The 16589-nt window shown below is 63.9% G+C and carries 16 protein-coding genes; 6 read left to right on the top strand and 10 right to left on the bottom strand.

The annotated features are described in order from the left end of the window. Positions 1 to 8: 8 nt before the first annotated feature. The 7 genes from cysT to cysG form a co-directional block, all read right to left on the bottom strand. The gene (gene cysT, locus Q3C01_RS35890) at positions 9 to 815 is read right to left on the bottom strand and encodes a sulfate ABC transporter permease subunit CysT (protein ID WP_458150024.1); all 807 of its coding nucleotides are present in this window, start codon (positions 813 to 815) and stop codon (positions 9 to 11) included. A 67-nt stretch (positions 816 to 882) separates the two neighbouring features. Further along, on the bottom strand, positions 883 to 1884 hold the full coding sequence (locus Q3C01_RS35885; protein ID WP_458149996.1) for a sulfate ABC transporter substrate-binding protein: 1002 nt from the start codon (positions 1882 to 1884) through the stop codon (positions 883 to 885). A 112-nt stretch (positions 1885 to 1996) separates the two neighbouring features. Then, positions 1997 to 2728, bottom strand: a complete 732-nt coding sequence (locus Q3C01_RS35880) for a phosphoadenylyl-sulfate reductase (protein ID WP_458149995.1) — start codon at positions 2726 to 2728, stop codon at positions 1997 to 1999. Beyond that, complete coding sequence (locus Q3C01_RS35875) at positions 2725 to 3240, bottom strand: DUF934 domain-containing protein (protein WP_458149994.1); 516 nt, start codon at positions 3238 to 3240, stop codon at positions 2725 to 2727. Before Q3C01_RS35875 ends, Q3C01_RS35880 begins: the two co-directional genes overlap by 4 nt. After that, positions 3227 to 4882: a nitrite/sulfite reductase gene (locus tag Q3C01_RS35870; RefSeq protein WP_458149993.1), complete on the bottom strand. Its 1656-nt coding sequence runs from the start codon at positions 4880 to 4882 to the stop codon at positions 3227 to 3229. The genes Q3C01_RS35875 and Q3C01_RS35870 overlap by 14 nt, the downstream gene beginning before the upstream one ends. Positions 4883 to 4893: 11 nt before the next feature. Beyond that, on the bottom strand, positions 4894 to 5211 hold the full coding sequence (locus Q3C01_RS35865; protein ID WP_458149992.1) for a DUF2849 domain-containing protein: 318 nt from the start codon (positions 5209 to 5211) through the stop codon (positions 4894 to 4896). After that, positions 5208 to 6635: a siroheme synthase CysG gene (cysG, locus tag Q3C01_RS35860; RefSeq protein ID WP_458149991.1), complete on the bottom strand. Its 1428-nt coding sequence runs from the start codon at positions 6633 to 6635 to the stop codon at positions 5208 to 5210. The genes Q3C01_RS35865 and cysG overlap by 4 nt, the downstream gene beginning before the upstream one ends. Before the next feature lie 244 nt (positions 6636 to 6879). Here cysG and cysD point away from each other — a divergent pair, with 244 nt between their 5' ends. The 3 genes from cysD to Q3C01_RS35845 all read left to right on the top strand — a co-directional run bounded on the left by cysD (position 6880) and on the right by Q3C01_RS35845 (position 12066). After that, complete coding sequence (cysD, locus tag Q3C01_RS35855; RefSeq protein WP_458150023.1) at positions 6880 to 7674, top strand: sulfate adenylyltransferase subunit CysD; 795 nt, start codon at positions 6880 to 6882, stop codon at positions 7672 to 7674. A gap of 22 nt (positions 7675 to 7696) precedes the next feature. Beyond that, positions 7697 to 9613, top strand: a complete 1917-nt coding sequence (cysC, locus tag Q3C01_RS35850) for an adenylyl-sulfate kinase (RefSeq protein WP_458149990.1) — start codon at positions 7697 to 7699, stop codon at positions 9611 to 9613. Between the two features lie 287 nt (positions 9614 to 9900). After that, positions 9901 to 12066, top strand: coding sequence for a malate synthase G (locus Q3C01_RS35845; protein WP_458149989.1), 2166 nt, complete (start codon positions 9901 to 9903; stop codon positions 12064 to 12066). 119 nt (positions 12067 to 12185) lie between these two features. Here the strand turns inward: Q3C01_RS35845 and Q3C01_RS35840 are convergent, their stop codons facing one another. From Q3C01_RS35840 to Q3C01_RS35830, 3 genes are all read right to left on the bottom strand, one after another. Next, positions 12186 to 12341: a Thivi_2564 family membrane protein gene (locus Q3C01_RS35840; RefSeq protein WP_008546817.1), complete on the bottom strand. Its 156-nt coding sequence runs from the start codon at positions 12339 to 12341 to the stop codon at positions 12186 to 12188. A 363-nt stretch (positions 12342 to 12704) separates the two neighbouring features. Next, the gene (locus Q3C01_RS35835; protein WP_458149988.1) at positions 12705 to 13352 is read right to left on the bottom strand and encodes a DUF2865 domain-containing protein; all 648 of its coding nucleotides are present in this window, start codon (positions 13350 to 13352) and stop codon (positions 12705 to 12707) included. 1 nt (position 13353) lies between these two features. Beyond that, positions 13354 to 14145, bottom strand: coding sequence for a L,D-transpeptidase (locus tag Q3C01_RS35830; RefSeq protein ID WP_458149987.1), 792 nt, complete (start codon positions 14143 to 14145; stop codon positions 13354 to 13356). Between the two features lie 211 nt (positions 14146 to 14356). Here Q3C01_RS35830 and Q3C01_RS35825 point away from each other — a divergent pair, with 211 nt between their 5' ends. The 3 genes from Q3C01_RS35825 to Q3C01_RS35815 all read left to right on the top strand — a co-directional run. After that, entirely contained in the window at positions 14357 to 15469 is a 1113-nt protein-coding gene (locus Q3C01_RS35825; protein ID WP_458149986.1) for an AI-2E family transporter, read from the top strand. 292 nt (positions 15470 to 15761) lie between these two features. Continuing rightward, positions 15762 to 16133, top strand: a complete 372-nt coding sequence (locus Q3C01_RS35820; RefSeq protein WP_458149985.1) for an ElaB/YgaM/YqjD family protein — start codon at positions 15762 to 15764, stop codon at positions 16131 to 16133. 67 nt (positions 16134 to 16200) lie between these two features. Next, on the top strand, positions 16201 to 16589 hold a 389-nt coding region (locus Q3C01_RS35815; RefSeq protein WP_458149984.1), incomplete at its 3' end, for a hypothetical protein.

Here is a 16589-nt window from a genome sequence, read left to right as displayed (position 1 = left end):
ATCAGCCCTCAATGTACCGGAATCCGGTTCTGCGCCCAGCGCTGCAACCGGTTGACGGTGAAGATGATGACGAAAGACACGACGAGCATGATGACCGCGATCGCGGTCGCGTCGGCATAGCGGAATTCAGAGAGCCGGATCACGATCAGGAGCGGCGCGATCTCGGAAACGTTCGGCATGTTGCCGGCGATGAAGATCACCGAGCCATATTCTCCGACGGCACGGGCGAAGGCGAGCGCCAATCCGGTCAGCAGCGCCGGCGCGAGCGACGGCAGGATCACGCGAACGATGGTCTGCCAACGGCTGGCCCCCAAGCTGCCCGCCGCCTCCTCGATCTCGGGATCGAGATCCTGCAGCACCGGCTGCACGGTGCGCACCACGAAGGGGATACCAATGAAGATCATGGCGACGAAGATGCCGAACGGCGTGAACGCGACCTTGATGCCCAGCGCTGCCAGCGGTGCGCCCAGCCAGCCTTTTTCTGCGAACAGCGAGGTCAGTGCGACACCGGCAACCGCCGTCGGCAGCGCAAAGGGCACGTCGACGATGGCATCGAACAGCCGCCGGCCAGGGAAGCGGTAGCGCACCAATGCCCAGACGATGATGCTGCCCATGACGAGATTGACGCAGGCCGCAGCAAAGGCGAGCCCGAAGGACACCCGCAGCGCGTTCAGCGTGCGACGGCTGGTCAGGATGGTCCAGAACTGCTCGGGGCTCAGCTCAAGCGTGCGCAAGAAAAGGCCTGCGAGCGGAATCAGGATGATGATCGACAGCCAGGACAGCGTCAGTCCCATCGTGAGACCGAAGCCCGGCAATGTCCGTCGTCTTGCTGTGATTGCGCTCACCAGGCCCCCTGCTAATGCCGTCTGCGGCATCGCCCGATCAGTTCCTGTAGATCTGATCGAACACGCCGCCGTCGGCAAAATGTTCTTTCTGTGCCTTGGTCCAGCCGCCGAAAACGTCGTCGATCGTGAAAAGTTCGACCTTGGCGAAGGCGTTCTCGTATTTTTTCGCGACGTCGGGATCGCGCGGACGATAGAAATTGCGCGCGGCGATTTCCTGGCCTTCCTTGGTGTACCAATATTGAAGATAGGCATCGGCCGCATTGCGCGTGCCCTTCTTGTCGGCAACCTTGTCGACGATCGTGACCGGCGGCTCGGCGAGGATCGAGAGCGGCGGCGCCACGATCTCGAACTTGTCGGTGCCGAACTCCTTCTGCGCCAGAAACGCCTCGTTCTCCCATGCGAGCAGCACGTCTCCCACGCCGCGCTCGACGAAGGTCACGGTCGAGCCGCGGGCGCCGGTGTCTAGGACAGGCACGTTTTGATAGAGATTTGCGATGAATTGCTTCGCCTTGTCTACGGAGCCGAACTTCTTCAGCGCGTAGCCCCAGGCCGCCAGATAGTTCCAGCGCGCGCCGCCCGACGTCTTCGGGTTGGGCGTGATGACGGAAACGCCCGGCTTGACCAGATCGTCCCAGTCCTTGATGCCCTTGGGGTTGCCCTTGCGCACCAGGAACACGATGGTCGAGGTGTAGGGCGATGAATTCTGCGGCAGGCGCTTCTGCCAATCGGCGGCGGTGAGCCCTTTGGCCGCAATCGCGTCGATGTCATAGGCGAGCGCGAGCGTCACCACGTCGGCCTGCAATCCGTCGATCACCGCGCGCGCCTGCGATCCGCTGCCGCCATGCGACTGCTTGATCTCGACGCTCTTGCCGGTCTCCTTCTGATAGGCGTTCGCAAACGCCTTGTTGAATTCGACATAGAGCTCACGCGTCGGATCGTACGACACGTTCAAGAGATTGATGTCAGCAGCGAGAGCCGAGCTTGCCCAGAGGAGGCCTGCCGCGAGCGGAACGATACGGCGGATCATGTCCATCTCCATTCACCTCGACGACGTCGGTGTCGCCGATGGCATGCAGGCATAACTCGGATCGAAACGCTCTTAAGTCAACGGAACCGGATTTTCTTGTTTGCGGCGACGTAGCGCGGCTGTGCTACGAAATCTTCATCGTGTGGATGCCGCATTCTGTCTTGGCGCGACCGCGCCAACGACCGGCCCGCTCGTCCTCGCCTTCGGCCGCGCGGCTGGTGCAAGGCATACACCCAACCGACAGGAAACCTGAGGCCTGAAGTGGATGCTGCGGCAATTTGGCACGCACGAAGATCGCCTTGATGTCGTCGCGCGAGACATTGGCGAACGGATTGAACTTCAACCGCGCGCCGTCATCCTCGACGACGGGAATCTCGGCACGCACGCCGCCCTGAAAACGCTTGCGGCCGTTGATCCATGCGGTGAACGGTTCTAACGCCCGCGCCAACGGCTCGACTTTGCGGATGCGGCAGCAGGCGTCGGGATTGGAGAACCAGAGATCGCGATCGGGATCCTCGCGCGTCAACGTCTCCGTCAGAGGCGTGATTGATCGGACATCCTTCAGCCCGAGCGTCGCCATCAGCGTGTCGCGATAGGCGAGCGTCTCCTCGAACAGCCAGCCGGTATCGAGGAAGACCACCGGGATCGCCGGATCGACGTCGGCCACCACCCTGAGCAGCGCGGCCGATTCCGTGCCGAACGACGACACGACCGCCAACTGTTCGCGTCCGACGACCTTCAACGCGGCAGCAACGACTTCCGCGGGCGAGGCATCGCGCAACGCGCGATCCAGCTCCTCGACGGACGGCAGCGCTGGCGCGGATGACGATGAACCCTGCGGCGCGACCGCGTTCACGTGCCGACACCTTCCGAATGGCGCAGCTGCATGCGCCGATGCAGCGCCGTGATGCGGCCGTCGCCGGTCGGCTGGTAGAACACCGAATAGCGCTTCACGGTCTGCGTGAAGGCTTCCGCATCGGCCTGCTTCTTGACCTCGAAGCTGTCGAAGCCGGCGCGCAGCATGAACACGAACTGGTCGCGCAGCACCTGACCGGTGGCGCGCAGTTCGCCGCGATAGTCGTAGCGTTCGCGCAGCAGCCGCGACTGGCTGTAGGCGCGGCCATCGCGGAAGGTCGGGAACACCAGCGCGACCACGGCAAGCTTGCCGAGATACGGCACCAGCGCGTCGATGTCGCGATTGTTCGGCAAGATGACGCCGACCTTGCCGGGACGCGCAAGCAAGGCGTCCGCATCCTTGAGGAAGCGATCGCCGGGGAGCAGGATATCGCCGGCGGCGGGCAGCGGCGCATCGACGTCGAGCTTGACGAAACTATCCTCGACGATCTTTCCGCCCTTAACGAGTGGCATAAACCCGCTCCTTGAATGGTTCGACGCCGAGGCGCTTCACGGTATCGATAAACAGTTCCTCCGGCCGCTCGCGCAGTGCCAGATAGGCCTCGACGACATCCTCGATGACGTCGGCAACCTCGTCGAACTTCACGCCGGGCCCAATCAGTGTCCCAAGAGCCGCACTCTCGTCGGCGCGGCCGCCGATGGTGATCTGGTAGACCTCCTCACCGTTCTTCTCGACGCCGAGAATGCCGATATGGCCGACATGGTGATGGCCACAGGCATTGATGCAGCCCGAGATGTTGATGTGCAGCCGGCCGATCAAATTGGCGAGCTCGTGATTGGCAAAGCGGCGCGTCAACTCCTGCGCGATCGGGATCGAACGCGCGTTCGCCAGTGAGCAATAGTCGAGGCCTGGACAGGCGATGATGTCGGTGATCAGGTTGACATTGGGCGTGGCGAGCCCGAGCTTGTCGAGCGCCTTCCACAGCGCCGGCAGGTCGCGCTTGGCGACATGCGGAAGCGCCAGATTCTGCTCATGGCCGACACGGATTTCGCCGAAAGAGTATTTCTCGGCAAGGTCGGCGAGTGCGTCCATCTGCTCGGCCGTGGCATCGCCCGGAGGTCCGCCGGTCGGCTTCAGCGAGATTGTGACGATCGAGTAGCCCTGGACCTTGTGTGGGGCCACTGAGTTCTTCCGCCACGCCTCGAACTCCGGATCGGCCGCGGCCTGTCGGAGTTCGTCCGGCATATGTGGCAGCTTCTCATAAGCCGGATAGGTGAAGCGCGAGCGGATGTCCTCGATGACGTTGTCGTCGATCTGGAGCGAGGAGTTGCGGATATGCTGCCACTCGTCCTCGACCTCGCGCGAAAACTTCTCGATGCCGAGCTCGTGCACGAGGATCTTGATGCGCGCCTTGTAGATATTGTCGCGTCGGCCATACTGGTTGTAGACGCGCAGGATCGCCTCGACATAGCTCAGGATGTCGCGGCCATGAACGAAGTGCTTGATGGTCTTGGCGATGAACGGCGTGCGGCCGAGCCCGCCGCCGACCAGCACCTCGAAGCCGGTCTCGCCCCTCTCGTTCTTGACGAGGCGCAAGCCGATGTCGTGGATCTTGATCGCGGCGCGATCGTGATCGGACGCGGTGATCGCGATCTTGAATTTGCGCGGCAGGAACGAGAACTCGGGATGCAGCGTGGTGTGCTGGCGGAGCAGCTCCGACCAGATGCGTGGATCCTCGATCTCGCCGGGCGCGACGCCGGCCCACTGGTCCGAGGTGACGTTGCGCATGTTGTTGCCGGAGGTCTGCATCGCATGAATGCCGACTTCGGCGAGATCGGCGAGCGCATCCGGCAATTCGGCGAGCTTGATCCAGTTGAACTGGATGTTCTGCCGCGTGGTGAAGTGGCCATAACCGCGGTCATAGCGGCGCGCGACGTGGGCAAGCCGGCGCAGCTGCTCCGAGGACAGCGTCCCGTACGGGATCGCGACGCGGAACATGTAGGCGTGAAGCTGAAGATAAACGCCGTTCTGCAAGCGCAGGATCTTGAACTCGTCCTCGGTGAGCTCGCCCGAGAGGCGGCGCTTCACCTGGTCGCGAAATTCCGAGACCCGCTCGTTGACCAGCGTGCGGTCGATTTCGTCGTAAGCGTACATTAGAAAATGCCTTAAACTTGGGCCTGCGATCCGATGGTCACACCGGTGCGGCGGATCTGCTCGCGCAGGTTTCCGGGGAGGATCTTGCCCTCCTCGTCGACCTGCACAGGGGCGATATAGGCGCCAACTGCGCCGACGTCATCGGCCACCGACTCTGCGAGCAACGCCTTGGCCTCATCCGAGTTGCGCACGATCGCCGCCTCCGACAGGTCTGCAGACCAGCCCTTGGCGGCGGTGCGATACACCACGATGCCATCCCAGGTGCGGTTGGCGGTCACGATCGAGGGGCCGGCGATCTTGATTTTCTTTTGTTCAAGCGGAGAGGTCATTGGGCAGCTTCCAATAGCTCAGAGATGATTTGCCTGGTGGATTGATGGCGAAAGGCGCCGGCATGCCGGACCACGTCGCCGATGACGAGAATGGCGGGACCGCCGTCAAGACGCCTGACGAGCTCGGGCAGCTCGGCAAGCGTGCCGATCGCGCCTTGCGCATCGGGGCGCGTGACACGGGCGAACACGCCGACCGGTGTCTCCGGCGAGCGGCCGGCGGCCAACAGACCCGCGCGCACCACGGGCGCAGCGGTCATGCCCATATAGACGACGACAGTCATCTTGGTGTCGGTCAGCGTCGACCAGTCGACGGTCTCGGCATCCCGCGCCTTGTGCGCGGTGAGGAGGGTGATGCGCAGTGCTTCGTGACGGTAGGTGAGCGGCACCTCGAAGTCGGCAGCGGCCCCGAGACCGGCGGTGATGCCGGGAATAATCGAATAGGCGACGCCGGCCGCGCGCAGCGCCTCCACTTCCTCGCCGCCGCGACCGAACACGAAGGGATCGCCGCCCTTCAGGCGCACCACACGCTGGCCTGACTGCGCGGCTTCGATCATCAGCTTGTTGATCGCGTCCTGGCCGATGCCGGGCTTGCCGACACGGCGGCCGACCGGAATGCGTGCCGTGTCGCGGCGGATACGATCGAGAATTTCAGGTGACACCAGCTCGTCATAGAAAACGACGTCGGCATCCTGGAGCGCGCGCAGCGCCTTGATGGTGAGAAGATCGGGATCGCCGGGGCCGGCGCCTACCAGCGCGACGTGCCCTGCCGGCTTGTCGGCCAGCGCAAATGCGGAGGGATCGACAATGGCCTTGAGCGCGGCTTCCGCCTCGGCCTTTCGGCCCGCAAGCACCAGCGCACCGATGGGACCGTCGATCACGCGTTCCCAGAAGCGGCGGCGCAGCGGAAACTCGGCAATCGCGGCATGAATGGATTTGCGGAAGCCGCCGATGAATTCGGCAAGATCGCCGATTCTAGCGGGCAGCAGCGCCTCGATCTTCTCGCGCACGCGCCGCGCCACGACCGGCGAGGCACCGCCCGTGCCGACGGCAACCACGACGTCGCCACGGTCGACGATCGCGGGGAAAATGAAGCTCGAATGCTCGAGATCGTCCATGACGTTGACGGGCAGCCCGAGCGATCGCGCGCGCGCAGACATCGCCACGCCAATGTCACCTGCGCCTGCGCATACTATGGCGATAACCCCGGTCAGATCCGCGGTCAGCGGATCGCCGTCGAGAAAGGTCACGCGTTGTGCATCATCAGCGCCAACGCCGCTGAGATCGTGATTGTCATCCGTCGCATGCACGCGGATGCGCGCGCCAGCCGCCGCGAGCACTCGCAATTTCGCGCGCAGCAGCTCGCCGGCGCCGATGAGGACCACCGGACCGGTCTTGATGTCGAGGAACACCGGCAAGAAGCGCATACGGTACTCGCTTCCCCAATTACGGGGTTGACTGGAATTATTTTCTATATATGTCTCGTTTCGAGCGCGCAAAGAGAAAATTTTTTCTTCTCTTCCGCACCGCAACTATAGAATTTTCGCCTCCAAACGCAAAGTGGCAGAGATGCATCTTCTCAAGGACGATTCCGCAGCTGTCGGAGTGAGCAGCCCGGCCCTCATCGGCCGCGTCGGCGCGCAAGAATTTTCTCCGGATCTTCCGCCCAGCATGGACCATCTCGACCAGTTGGAAGCGCAGAGCATCTATATCTTCCGCGAGGCCTTCGCCCGGTTGAAGAAGATCGCGCTCTTGTGGTCGCTCGGCAAAGACTCGAACGTCATGATCTGGCTGGCGCGGAAGGCCTTCTTCGGCCGCATGCCCTTCCCGGCCCTGCATGTCGACACCGGCAAGAAGTTTCCCGAGATGTATCGCTTCCGCGATCATTATGGAAAGGAGTGGGACCTCGACCTGCGCGTCGAGCCCTGCCCGCCCATCGATGCCGTCGATCCGACGCTGCCGCCGGCCGCACGCTCGGCCGCACGCAAGACCGAAGGACTGAAGATGGCGCTCGCCAAATTTGGCTTCGACGGCCTGATCGCCGGCATTCGCCGCGACGAGGAGGCGACGCGTGCCAAGGAGCGCGTGTTCTCGCCGCGCGGTCTCGAAGGCAATTGGGACGTGCGCGACCAACCGCCGGAATTCTGGGACCATTTCAACGCCTCGCCGCCGCAGGGCGCGCATTTGCGCATCCACCCGATCCTGCATTGGACCGAGGCCGACATCTGGGCCTACACCAAACGCGAGAACATTCCGATCATTCCGCTGTATCTCGCCAAGGACGGCAAGCGCTATCGCTCGCTGGGTGATCAGGACATCACCAATCCGGTCGCTTCGACAGCGTCCAGCATCGACGAGATCCTGATCGAGCTCGAACAGACCAAGGTGCCGGAGCGCGCGGGCCGCGCGCTCGACCACGAGACCGAGGACGCCTTCGAGCGCCTGCGCGTCGCCGGTTATCTCTGATCCCTGAGGACGCAACGCGACCATGAACATGATCGTCACCTCTGCTACGCCGGCAACTCCGAACGGCACCACGCGTCCGCAGGTCCGCATCGTCATCGTCGGACATGTCGACCACGGCAAGTCGACGCTGGTCGGCCGCCTCTTGCACGAGACCGGCAGCCTGCCCGAGGGCAAGCTCGAAATGCTCAAGGCCGTCAGCGCGCGTCGCGGCATGCCGTTCGAATGGTCGTTCCTGCTCGATGCGCTGCAGACCGAGCGTGATCAGGGCATCACCATCGACACTACGCAGATCCGCTTCCGCACCAATTCGCGCGACATCGTGCTGATCGACGCGCCCGGCCACGCAGAATTCCTGCGCAACATGATCACCGGCGCCTCGCAAGCCGACGGCGCGGTGCTGATCATCGATGCACTCGAAGGCGTGCGCGACCAGACCCGCCGGCACGGCTATCTCCTGCATCTGCTCGGCGTGAAGCAGGTCGCGATCGTCGTCAACAAGATGGACCGCGTCGACTTCAGCGCCGATCGCTTCAAGGAGATCAGCGATGAGATTTCTGCACATCTGAAAGGCCTCGGCGTCACGCCGACGGCGGTGATCCCGATTTCGGCCCGCGACGGCGATGGTGTCGCCGAGCGCACCGACCGCATCGGCTGGTACAAGGGCCCGACCGTCGTCGAGGCGCTCGATCATCTCGAGCCGGCGCGGCCGCTGGAGGCGCTGGCGCTGCGGCTGCCCGTGCAGGCGATCTACAAGTTCGACGATCGCCGCATCGTGGCGGGCCGCATCGAATCCGGCAGCCTCAAAGCCGGCGACGAGATCGTCATCATGCCCGCCGGCAAGATCGCCAAGATCAAGACCGTCGAGAGCTGGCCGGTGACACCCGTCGCCGCGCGGCAGGGCGCGGGCCGCTCGGTCGGCATTACGCTCGACCGCGAACTGTTCGTGGAGCGCGGCGATATCATCGCGCATGCGGGGGCCGCTCCGCGCGAAACGCGGCGTCTGCGGGCGCGCATATTCTGGCTGCACGACAAGCCGCTCGCCAAGGGCGATCAGCTCCTGGTGCGCTGCGGGCCGAAGGAAAGCCGCGCCACGGTCGTTGCGATCGAAAAGGCGGTCGATCCCGGCGAGCTCGAAAGCAGCGAGAACAAGGCGATTGGCCGCAACCATGTCGGCGAGATCGACATTTCGCTTTCGAATCCAATTGCCACCGATCCCTATACCGAGAACCCGCGCACCGGGCGCCTCGTGATCGAGGTCTCCGGGCGCATCGCCGGCGGTGGCCTCGTGCTGTCGGTCGACGCTGGCCAGCGCGCCGTGCCCGTCGACATCGTGCCGGTCGAATCCGGACTCCGTCCCGACGAGCGCTCCGCGCGCTATCAGCACAACGGCGCCGTGGTCTGGCTCACGGGCCTGCCCGCCTCCGGCAAATCGACGCTGGCAAAAGCGCTGGAACGGCGGCTGTTCACCAATGGCGGCTCGCCGATCCTGCTCGACGGCGACACGCTGCGCGCCGGCTTGAACAGCGATCTCGGCTTCTCTGCCGCCGATCGCAGCGAGAACATCCGGCGGCTTGCGGAGGTCGCGACGCATCTCGCCCGCAACGGCCATATCGCGATCGTCGCGGCCGTCTCGCCCGCGCGCGAGGACCGCGCCACGGCACGCCGCATCGCCGACACGACGTTCCGCGAGATCTACGTCGCAACGCCCGCCGAAGTCTGCGAGAGCCGCGATCCCAAGGGCCACTACGCAAAAGCCCGCTCCGGCGCGCTTCAGTCATTCACCGGCATCGGCAACGACTACCAGCCGCCGCAAGGTGCCGAGCTGACCATCGATACCTCGACGCGTTCCGTCGCGGACGCGACCGACGCGATCGAACAGATGTTGAAGGCAAGCGGCGTGCTGTTCGACGAGGTCGTCGACCTCGCCTCAAATATTTGAGTCCCTTCTATTTCCCCTTGTCGTCGCCCGGCTTGACCGGGCGACCCGGTATTCCAGAGACAGCGATGGGATACGGAAAGGCCGCAGCGAACTGAATTCCCCGCCTTCGCGGGGAATGCCAACGTCCGCGCCACCTCAACTTGACATTTTGACAGACCTTTAGGGGTCTTCTCACCGCCCCGGTTTTGAGGCTAATAGGGCCTCGAAACCCGCCGGCGGCGGATGCATTTTGCTGCTTTCGGACCCGAAACCAGCCAAAAAACGCCATTCCAACAAGAAAGTCCCTCATGAAACGCCACGACGCCCATGGTTTGAAGATCGCCCCTGTTCTCTTCGACTTCATCGCGAAGGAAGCGGCCCCGAAGACGGGGATCGCACCGGACGCGTTCTGGGCCGGGCTTGCTGCAATCGTGAAGGAGCTGGGTCCCAAGAACCGCGCGCTGCTCGCGGCTCGCGACGCCTTGCAGGCCAAGATCGACGACTGGCATCGCGCACATAAGGGCAAGCCGTTCGACATCAATGCCTATACCGCATTCCTGAAGGAGATCGGCTATCTGCTGCCCGAGCCTGCGACGCAGAAGGTCGAGACCGCTGATGTCGACGAGGAGATCGGCAAGATCTGCGGGCCGCAGCTCGTCGTGCCCCTCACCAACGCGCGCTATGCGCTGAACGCGGCGAATGCGCGCTGGGGCTCGCTCTACGACGCCTTCTACGGCACCGACGCGATCCCGCACGATGCTGCTGATACCGCCAAGGGCTACAGCAAGTCACGCGGCGACAAGGTGATCGCCAAGGCCAAGGCATTCCTCGATGCCGCCGTGCCGCTCGCGACCGGCAGCCACACCGACGTCACCGCCTATAGCGTGGTCGCAGGCCAGCTCGCGGCGAAACTGAAGAGCGGCAACGCGACTGCGCTGAAGAACGCCGCGCAGTTCGCCGGCTTCCAGGGCGATGCGGCGGCGCCTTCCGCGGTGTTGCTCGTCAACAACGGCCTGCATGTCGAGGTGAAGATCGATCGCGGCAACACGATCGGCAAGGACGATCCGGCCGGCGTTGCCGACATGATCATGGAGGCCGCCGTCTCCACCATCCTCGACATGGAAGACTCCGTCGCCGCGGTCGATGCCGAGGACAAGGTGCTGGTCTACCGCAACACGCTCGGGCTGATGAACGGCACGCTGTCGGCGGATTTCGAGAAGGGCGGCAAGACGCTGACCCGCGCGCTCAACACCGACCGCAGCTACAAGACGGCGGACGGCAAGGGCGAAGTGAAGCTGCACGGCCGCAGCCTGCTGCTGATCCGCAATTGCGGTCACCACATGTTCACCGACGCAGTGCTCGACGAGACGGGCGAGGAAATTCCGGAAGGCCTGTTGGATGCCGCCGTCACCGGCCTGCTTGCAATCCATGACCTCAAGGGTCTTTCCAAGAGCAAGAACAGCCGCACCGGCTCGGTCTACATCGTCAAGCCGAAGATGCACGGTCCCGACGAGGTCGCGCTGACCTGCGAGATCTTCGGCCGCGTCGAGAAGATGCTGGCGCTACCGGAGAACACGCTCAAGGTCGGCATCATGGACGAGGAGCGGCGCACCACCGTGAACCTCAAGGCCTGCATCCAGCAGGCCTCCAAGCGCATCGTCTTCATCAATACCGGTTTCCTCGACCGCACCGGCGATGAGATCCACACCTCGATGGAAGCGGGTCCGATGATCCGCAAGAACGAGATGAAGGCGCAGCCGTGGATCAAGTCCTATGAGGACTGGAACGTCGACATGGGTCTGATCGACGGCCTGCCCGGCCACGCCCAGATCGGCAAGGGCATGTGGGCGGCGCCCGACAAGATGGCGGACATGCTGCAACAGAAGCTCGCGCATCCGCAGGCCGGCGCCACCACCGCCTGGGTGCCCTCGCCGACCGCAGCGACGCTGCACGCCCTGCACTACCACCAGGTCAACGTCATCGCGCGCCAGCAGGAACTCGCCAAGGGCGGGCCCCGCGCAAAGCTCTCCGACATCCTCACCATTCCGGTGTCGAAGTCGAACTGGGCGCCGGATGACGTCAAACAGGAGATCGACAACAACTGCCAGGGCATTCTGGGCTACGTGGTGCGCTGGATCGACCAGGGCGTCGGCTGCTCCAAGGTGCCTGACATCCACGACGTCGGGCTGATGGAAGACCGCGCCACCTTGCGCATCTCGAGCCAGCATCTGGCGAACTGGCTGCACCAGGGCGTCATCACCGAACAGCAGGTGATGGAGTCACTCAAGCGCATGGCGGTCGTCGTCGACAAGCAGAATGCCGGTGACCCAATCTACAAGCCGATGGCGCCGTCGTTCGACTGCCTCGCATTCAAGGCCGCCTGCGACCTCGTCTTCAAGGGCCGCACACAGCCGAACGGCTACACCGAGTACATCCTCACCGCACGCCGCCGCGAGGCCAAAGCCCTGGGCTAAGGGGCGGCCGGGTAGGCTCGGTCATTCAGGTGTCAAAAGCCCCGGCGCACACCGGGGCTTTTTTGTCGGTGCCGAGTACCCGGATTTTCGCTTCGCGCCATCCGGGCTACAGCTTCCGCCTAGAACACCGCGAGATATTTCAACAGCGAGACGATGCCGATGATGATGACGATGACACGCGCGATCTGCTTGGCGCGACCATCCATCGGCAACATGTTGATGAGATAAAGAACGAGGATGACGACGAGAAAGGTGACGAGCACGCCAACGAGCATCGGAAGGCCCCCTTCAGGCAAATTGCTAAGGAACTCCTAACGCCCGGCCGCTGCTCCGGTTCCGCTGCGGCAACCCATTACATTTTCGAACAAATACGCGGCGACACAGGAGATCACGCAGCACGCAATTGCTGCGCAGGGCACCAGGAACGTCTCGGACAGCATCGCCGGTGTGGGAGTGCTCCCGACAAAATGTCGAAAACAACCCCATGCAAAGTAGCCGGGGGTGGTTCGGGCGACGCCAAAAGCCGTTGACACGTCGGGAAATCATCCGCGCAATTCCATCATCGGATAGGCTGGATGCCTCGCCATTCGCGGGACATGACCGTGCCCCGTGAAACGCTCCCGCGCCGATAGCAGCACTCACTCCCGCGCCACCACGGGCAGGTGGCGGAATTTCGCCCGCATGGACTCCGGCAGCGGCGAGAAGTTCATGGCGACGCCATGCCTGTCGGTGGCATTGCGATTGGCGACCACCAATCCGCCGGGGCTCGCGACGATATCGCCCTTGCGCAAGGTCGGGTCGTCCGTGACCTTGACCGCGGCAAGGCCGACGGAATCCTTGCCATTGCAGGTACAGCCCGCGACGAGCTCGTTGCGGTAGCGGTAGGCATTCGGCAGGTCGGCATACTCCTGCCCGGTCTCCGTGGTCGCATCGTCGATGTCGCTGCCATAGACCAGCGTGGTCTCGGCCGCCGGGCAGAAGCTGTTGCAGCTCTGCGCCTTGCTTTCGCTGTCGTTGCCTTGCGCCGGGAAGTGGCGCCCGTCGCAGGTGCGTACGCACCAAGCCTGCCCGCCGCCATAGGAACGCGCCCGCGGCGCCTCGTAGCGCGGCATGTCGTCCGTCGGGAATGGCATCCTGATCTGTGGCGGCGGCCGGGCACCGAACGCGCCGAACAGCGCCGAGAGGAAATCCTCCGCTCGCGCCGACGACGTCAGCGCCAGGCTGAGCGAAGCGAACAGCAAGACCGCCGCTCCGCCTGTCGCTATGACTGATGAACGCCCGATCATGTTACCTCGGCGCCGAAGTGGTCACGGAGACAGGCGACAGATTGAGCGCCTGGCGTCCCGAAGCCAGCGTCGTCGTGACCGGACGCGCGGGCTTGCGCAGGCCATCGCCGCCACGCGCCACGAGCGGCGCGCTCTTCGGGAGCACCACGACCCTGGTACCGATGTTGACCCGGTTGAAGAGATCGACGACGTCCTCGTTGGTCATGCGAATGCAGCCGGAGGAGACGAACTTTCCGATCGTGGTGGGATCATTGGTGCCGTGGATGCGATATTCGCTTGCGCCCAGATACATCGCGCGCGCGCCGAGCGGATTGCCGAGGCCGCCGGCGACGAAGCGCGGCAGATATGGCTGGCGCGCGATCATCTCCGCCGGTGGATGCCAGTCCGGCCATTCCGCCTTGCGACTGATCGACTGCACGCCCGACCAGGTGAAGCCATCGCGCCCGACACCGACGCCGTAGCGGATCGCACGGCCCTGACCGAGCACGTAATAGAGCACGGTATTTCCGGTATCGATCACGATCGTGCCGGCCGGCTGGCTGCCGTCGAAACCGACGATCTGCCGGCGCAGTCGCTCCGGCAGCACAGACTCGTCCGAGGCAACCTGATCATCCGAGGCCTGCGGCTGCTCGGTCACATAGCCTTGCGGAAAGGCCTGCGGCTGCATCGGCGCGAAGCCAAGCGTCTGCGCGCTTGCAGCGCCGAGGGACATCGTCAGCAATGCTGTCGCAAGGGCAAAGGCTTTGAAGGCGCACGGCGAAGACCGGCGGTGGGATGCAGATAACTGTGTCATGTGCTGCCCCGTTTGAATCGAAGTGCATCAGGGTGATGCGCTGCCGAACAAACGCGCTTGTGACGACTCAAGTTCCGCGCGCTCGCGAAGCCGGCCGGTCACAGTCAAGCGAAGGCGACTTCACGAGTCCGCGACGGAACCTTCCGATCAGAGGCACGTTCTCCAGCAGTCTTGCGCGCGCGGAGCGTGAGCTCCGTGCGGGAGAATGGCTGTGCGCGTCCTTCCCAGTGAACGTCTGCTTTCCAACGACAGCGAAGGCACGCCGCTTCCCGACAGCAAAAGCGATCTGCCGCCGATCATCCGGCGCACCGAGTTCGTCGCCTTCTCGCTCGCTTGTATGCTTCTGATCACGGTCGTGGCCGTGCTCTATCTCGGCAAGCCGTTCTTCCTTCCCGTGGTAATGGCCTTCGTCACCGGCACCATGCTGTCGCCGGCGGCCACATTTTTGGAGCGGCAACGGGTACCACGCGCGCTGGCCGCGGTGCTGATCGTGATCACGGTCACTGCGATGGTCACCTTCGTCGTCGCCCTGATCGCTTCGCCCGTCATGGAATGGAGCACCCGCCTGCCGGAGCTCGGCGCGCGGCTCAAGGACAAGCTGCATTTGTTCGACCGGCCGCTGGCGCTGTGGCAGGAGCTGCAAGCCATGGTCGGCGGTTCGGAAGGCCTGCCGAGCTTCCAGATGCCGAAGTTCGAATGGGTGCAGCCGACCCTGGAATTCCTGTCGCCGACCTTCACCGAATTCCTGCTGTTCTTCGCGACCCTGATCCTCTTCATCGCGAGCTGGCGCGAGCTGAGGCGCGCCCTGATCATGACCTTCAGCGACCGCGATGCGCGGCTGCGCACGTTGCGGATCCTCAACGAGATCGAGGTCCATCTCGGCACCTATCTCTTGACGGTGACGGTCATCAATATCGGCGTTGGCATCGCCACCGGAATCGTCTGTGCGCTGACCGGCATGCCCAATCCGGCCGGGCTGGGCGCGCTGGCTGCGACGCTGAACTTCATCCCGATCATCGGACCGATCGCGATGTTCGTCGTGCTCGTCGTGGTCGGCCTGATCGCCTTTCCGACCCTCGGCAGCGGATTGATGGCAGCGCTCGCCTTCGGCGGCCTCACCTTCCTGGAGGGACATTTCGTCACGCCCACCATCATCGGCCGGCGGCTGGCACTTAATGCACTGGCGGTATTCCTCGCGCTCGCCTTCTGGACCTGGCTGTGGGGCCCGATGGGGGCATTCCTGTCATCGCCGCTTCTGATCGTCGCGCTGATCCTGAAGGAGCATCTTGCTCCGGCGGATGCGCCGCAATTGCCCGGAGACTAGGCATGATGGGGGGTAGGCGTGATGGCTGCCACGAAGGAGGTGCGCCCCCTCTCCCGCTTGCGGGGGGAGGGCGGGGGTGGCGGTGTTTCCGCAATCGATACTCCCACCGTGGAGAGATCCCCCACCCGGCGCTGCGCGCCGACCTCCCCCGCAAGCGGGAGAGGTTGAACGAGCCCGTGGCTCGATCGATTCAAACTAGAGCCAGTTGGCTCTACGCAGTTTCCACAAGGGGAACTTCCGTCACGGCGGAACGTTTTCCGGCTAGCTCACCGCCAACGATCCGGAGCTTTCGATGTCAATGTCCAATGCCGAAACAGGAATGAAAGACTGGACCGACAAGGCCACCCGCGAACGCCTCGAAAAGGATGTCCTAGCCGTGAAAAACGATATTGCCGCCCTCACCGAACAGATCACCGACGCGCTCAATACCTTTGCCAACTCCGCCGGCAAGCAGGCCCGTCGCGGCTACAAGCAGGCGCGCCAACAGGTGGATTCAGCGATGGATGACGCCTCCGAGCGCGGTAGTGCGATGATGGATGCGGCGCAGGACGCAGCGACCTCGCTGGAGGAAACGCTCGAGGATGCCATCACCCAGCGCCCGCTCGCGACCGTAGGTATTGCGCTCGGTATCGGCTTCCTGATCGGCATCGCCTGGCGCCGCTAAAAGCCGAGCCCCGAAGAGGACCGAACTTCATCGCCATGCTGGCGGGAGGGATTGAGGAGCGAGGGCGATGTTTCAGCGGATAATCGATGGCATCAGCGCCTCGACCGGTACGACCGTGCGGCTGACGTCGCTGGCGGCAGCCGCGGCGCTTGCGCTCTTCATCACCACGGCCTTTCTCTGCGCCGCGGTCTTCATCCTGGTGCTGCAAAACTATGGTCCGGTGCAGGCGTGCCTTGCCGGCGCCGGCGTGTTCTTCCTGCTCACGCTGGCCGCCGCCGGTAGCTACGTCGCCTACAAGAGAGAGACCGAGAAGCGCGCGCGACAGGCGGCGGAAAAAGCTGCACGATCCGCGGCGCAAAGCATGCTTTCCGATCCCATGCTGATCGCAACCGGCTTGCAGATCGTCCGCGCCATCGGCATCAAGCGGCTGCTTCCCATCCTCGCGATCGGCGGCGT

The organism is Bradyrhizobium sp. UFLA05-109 (genome assembly GCF_054185165.1).
Note: the sequence above shows the minus strand (reverse complement) of the source record. Positions and strands in the feature narration are given on the sequence as shown.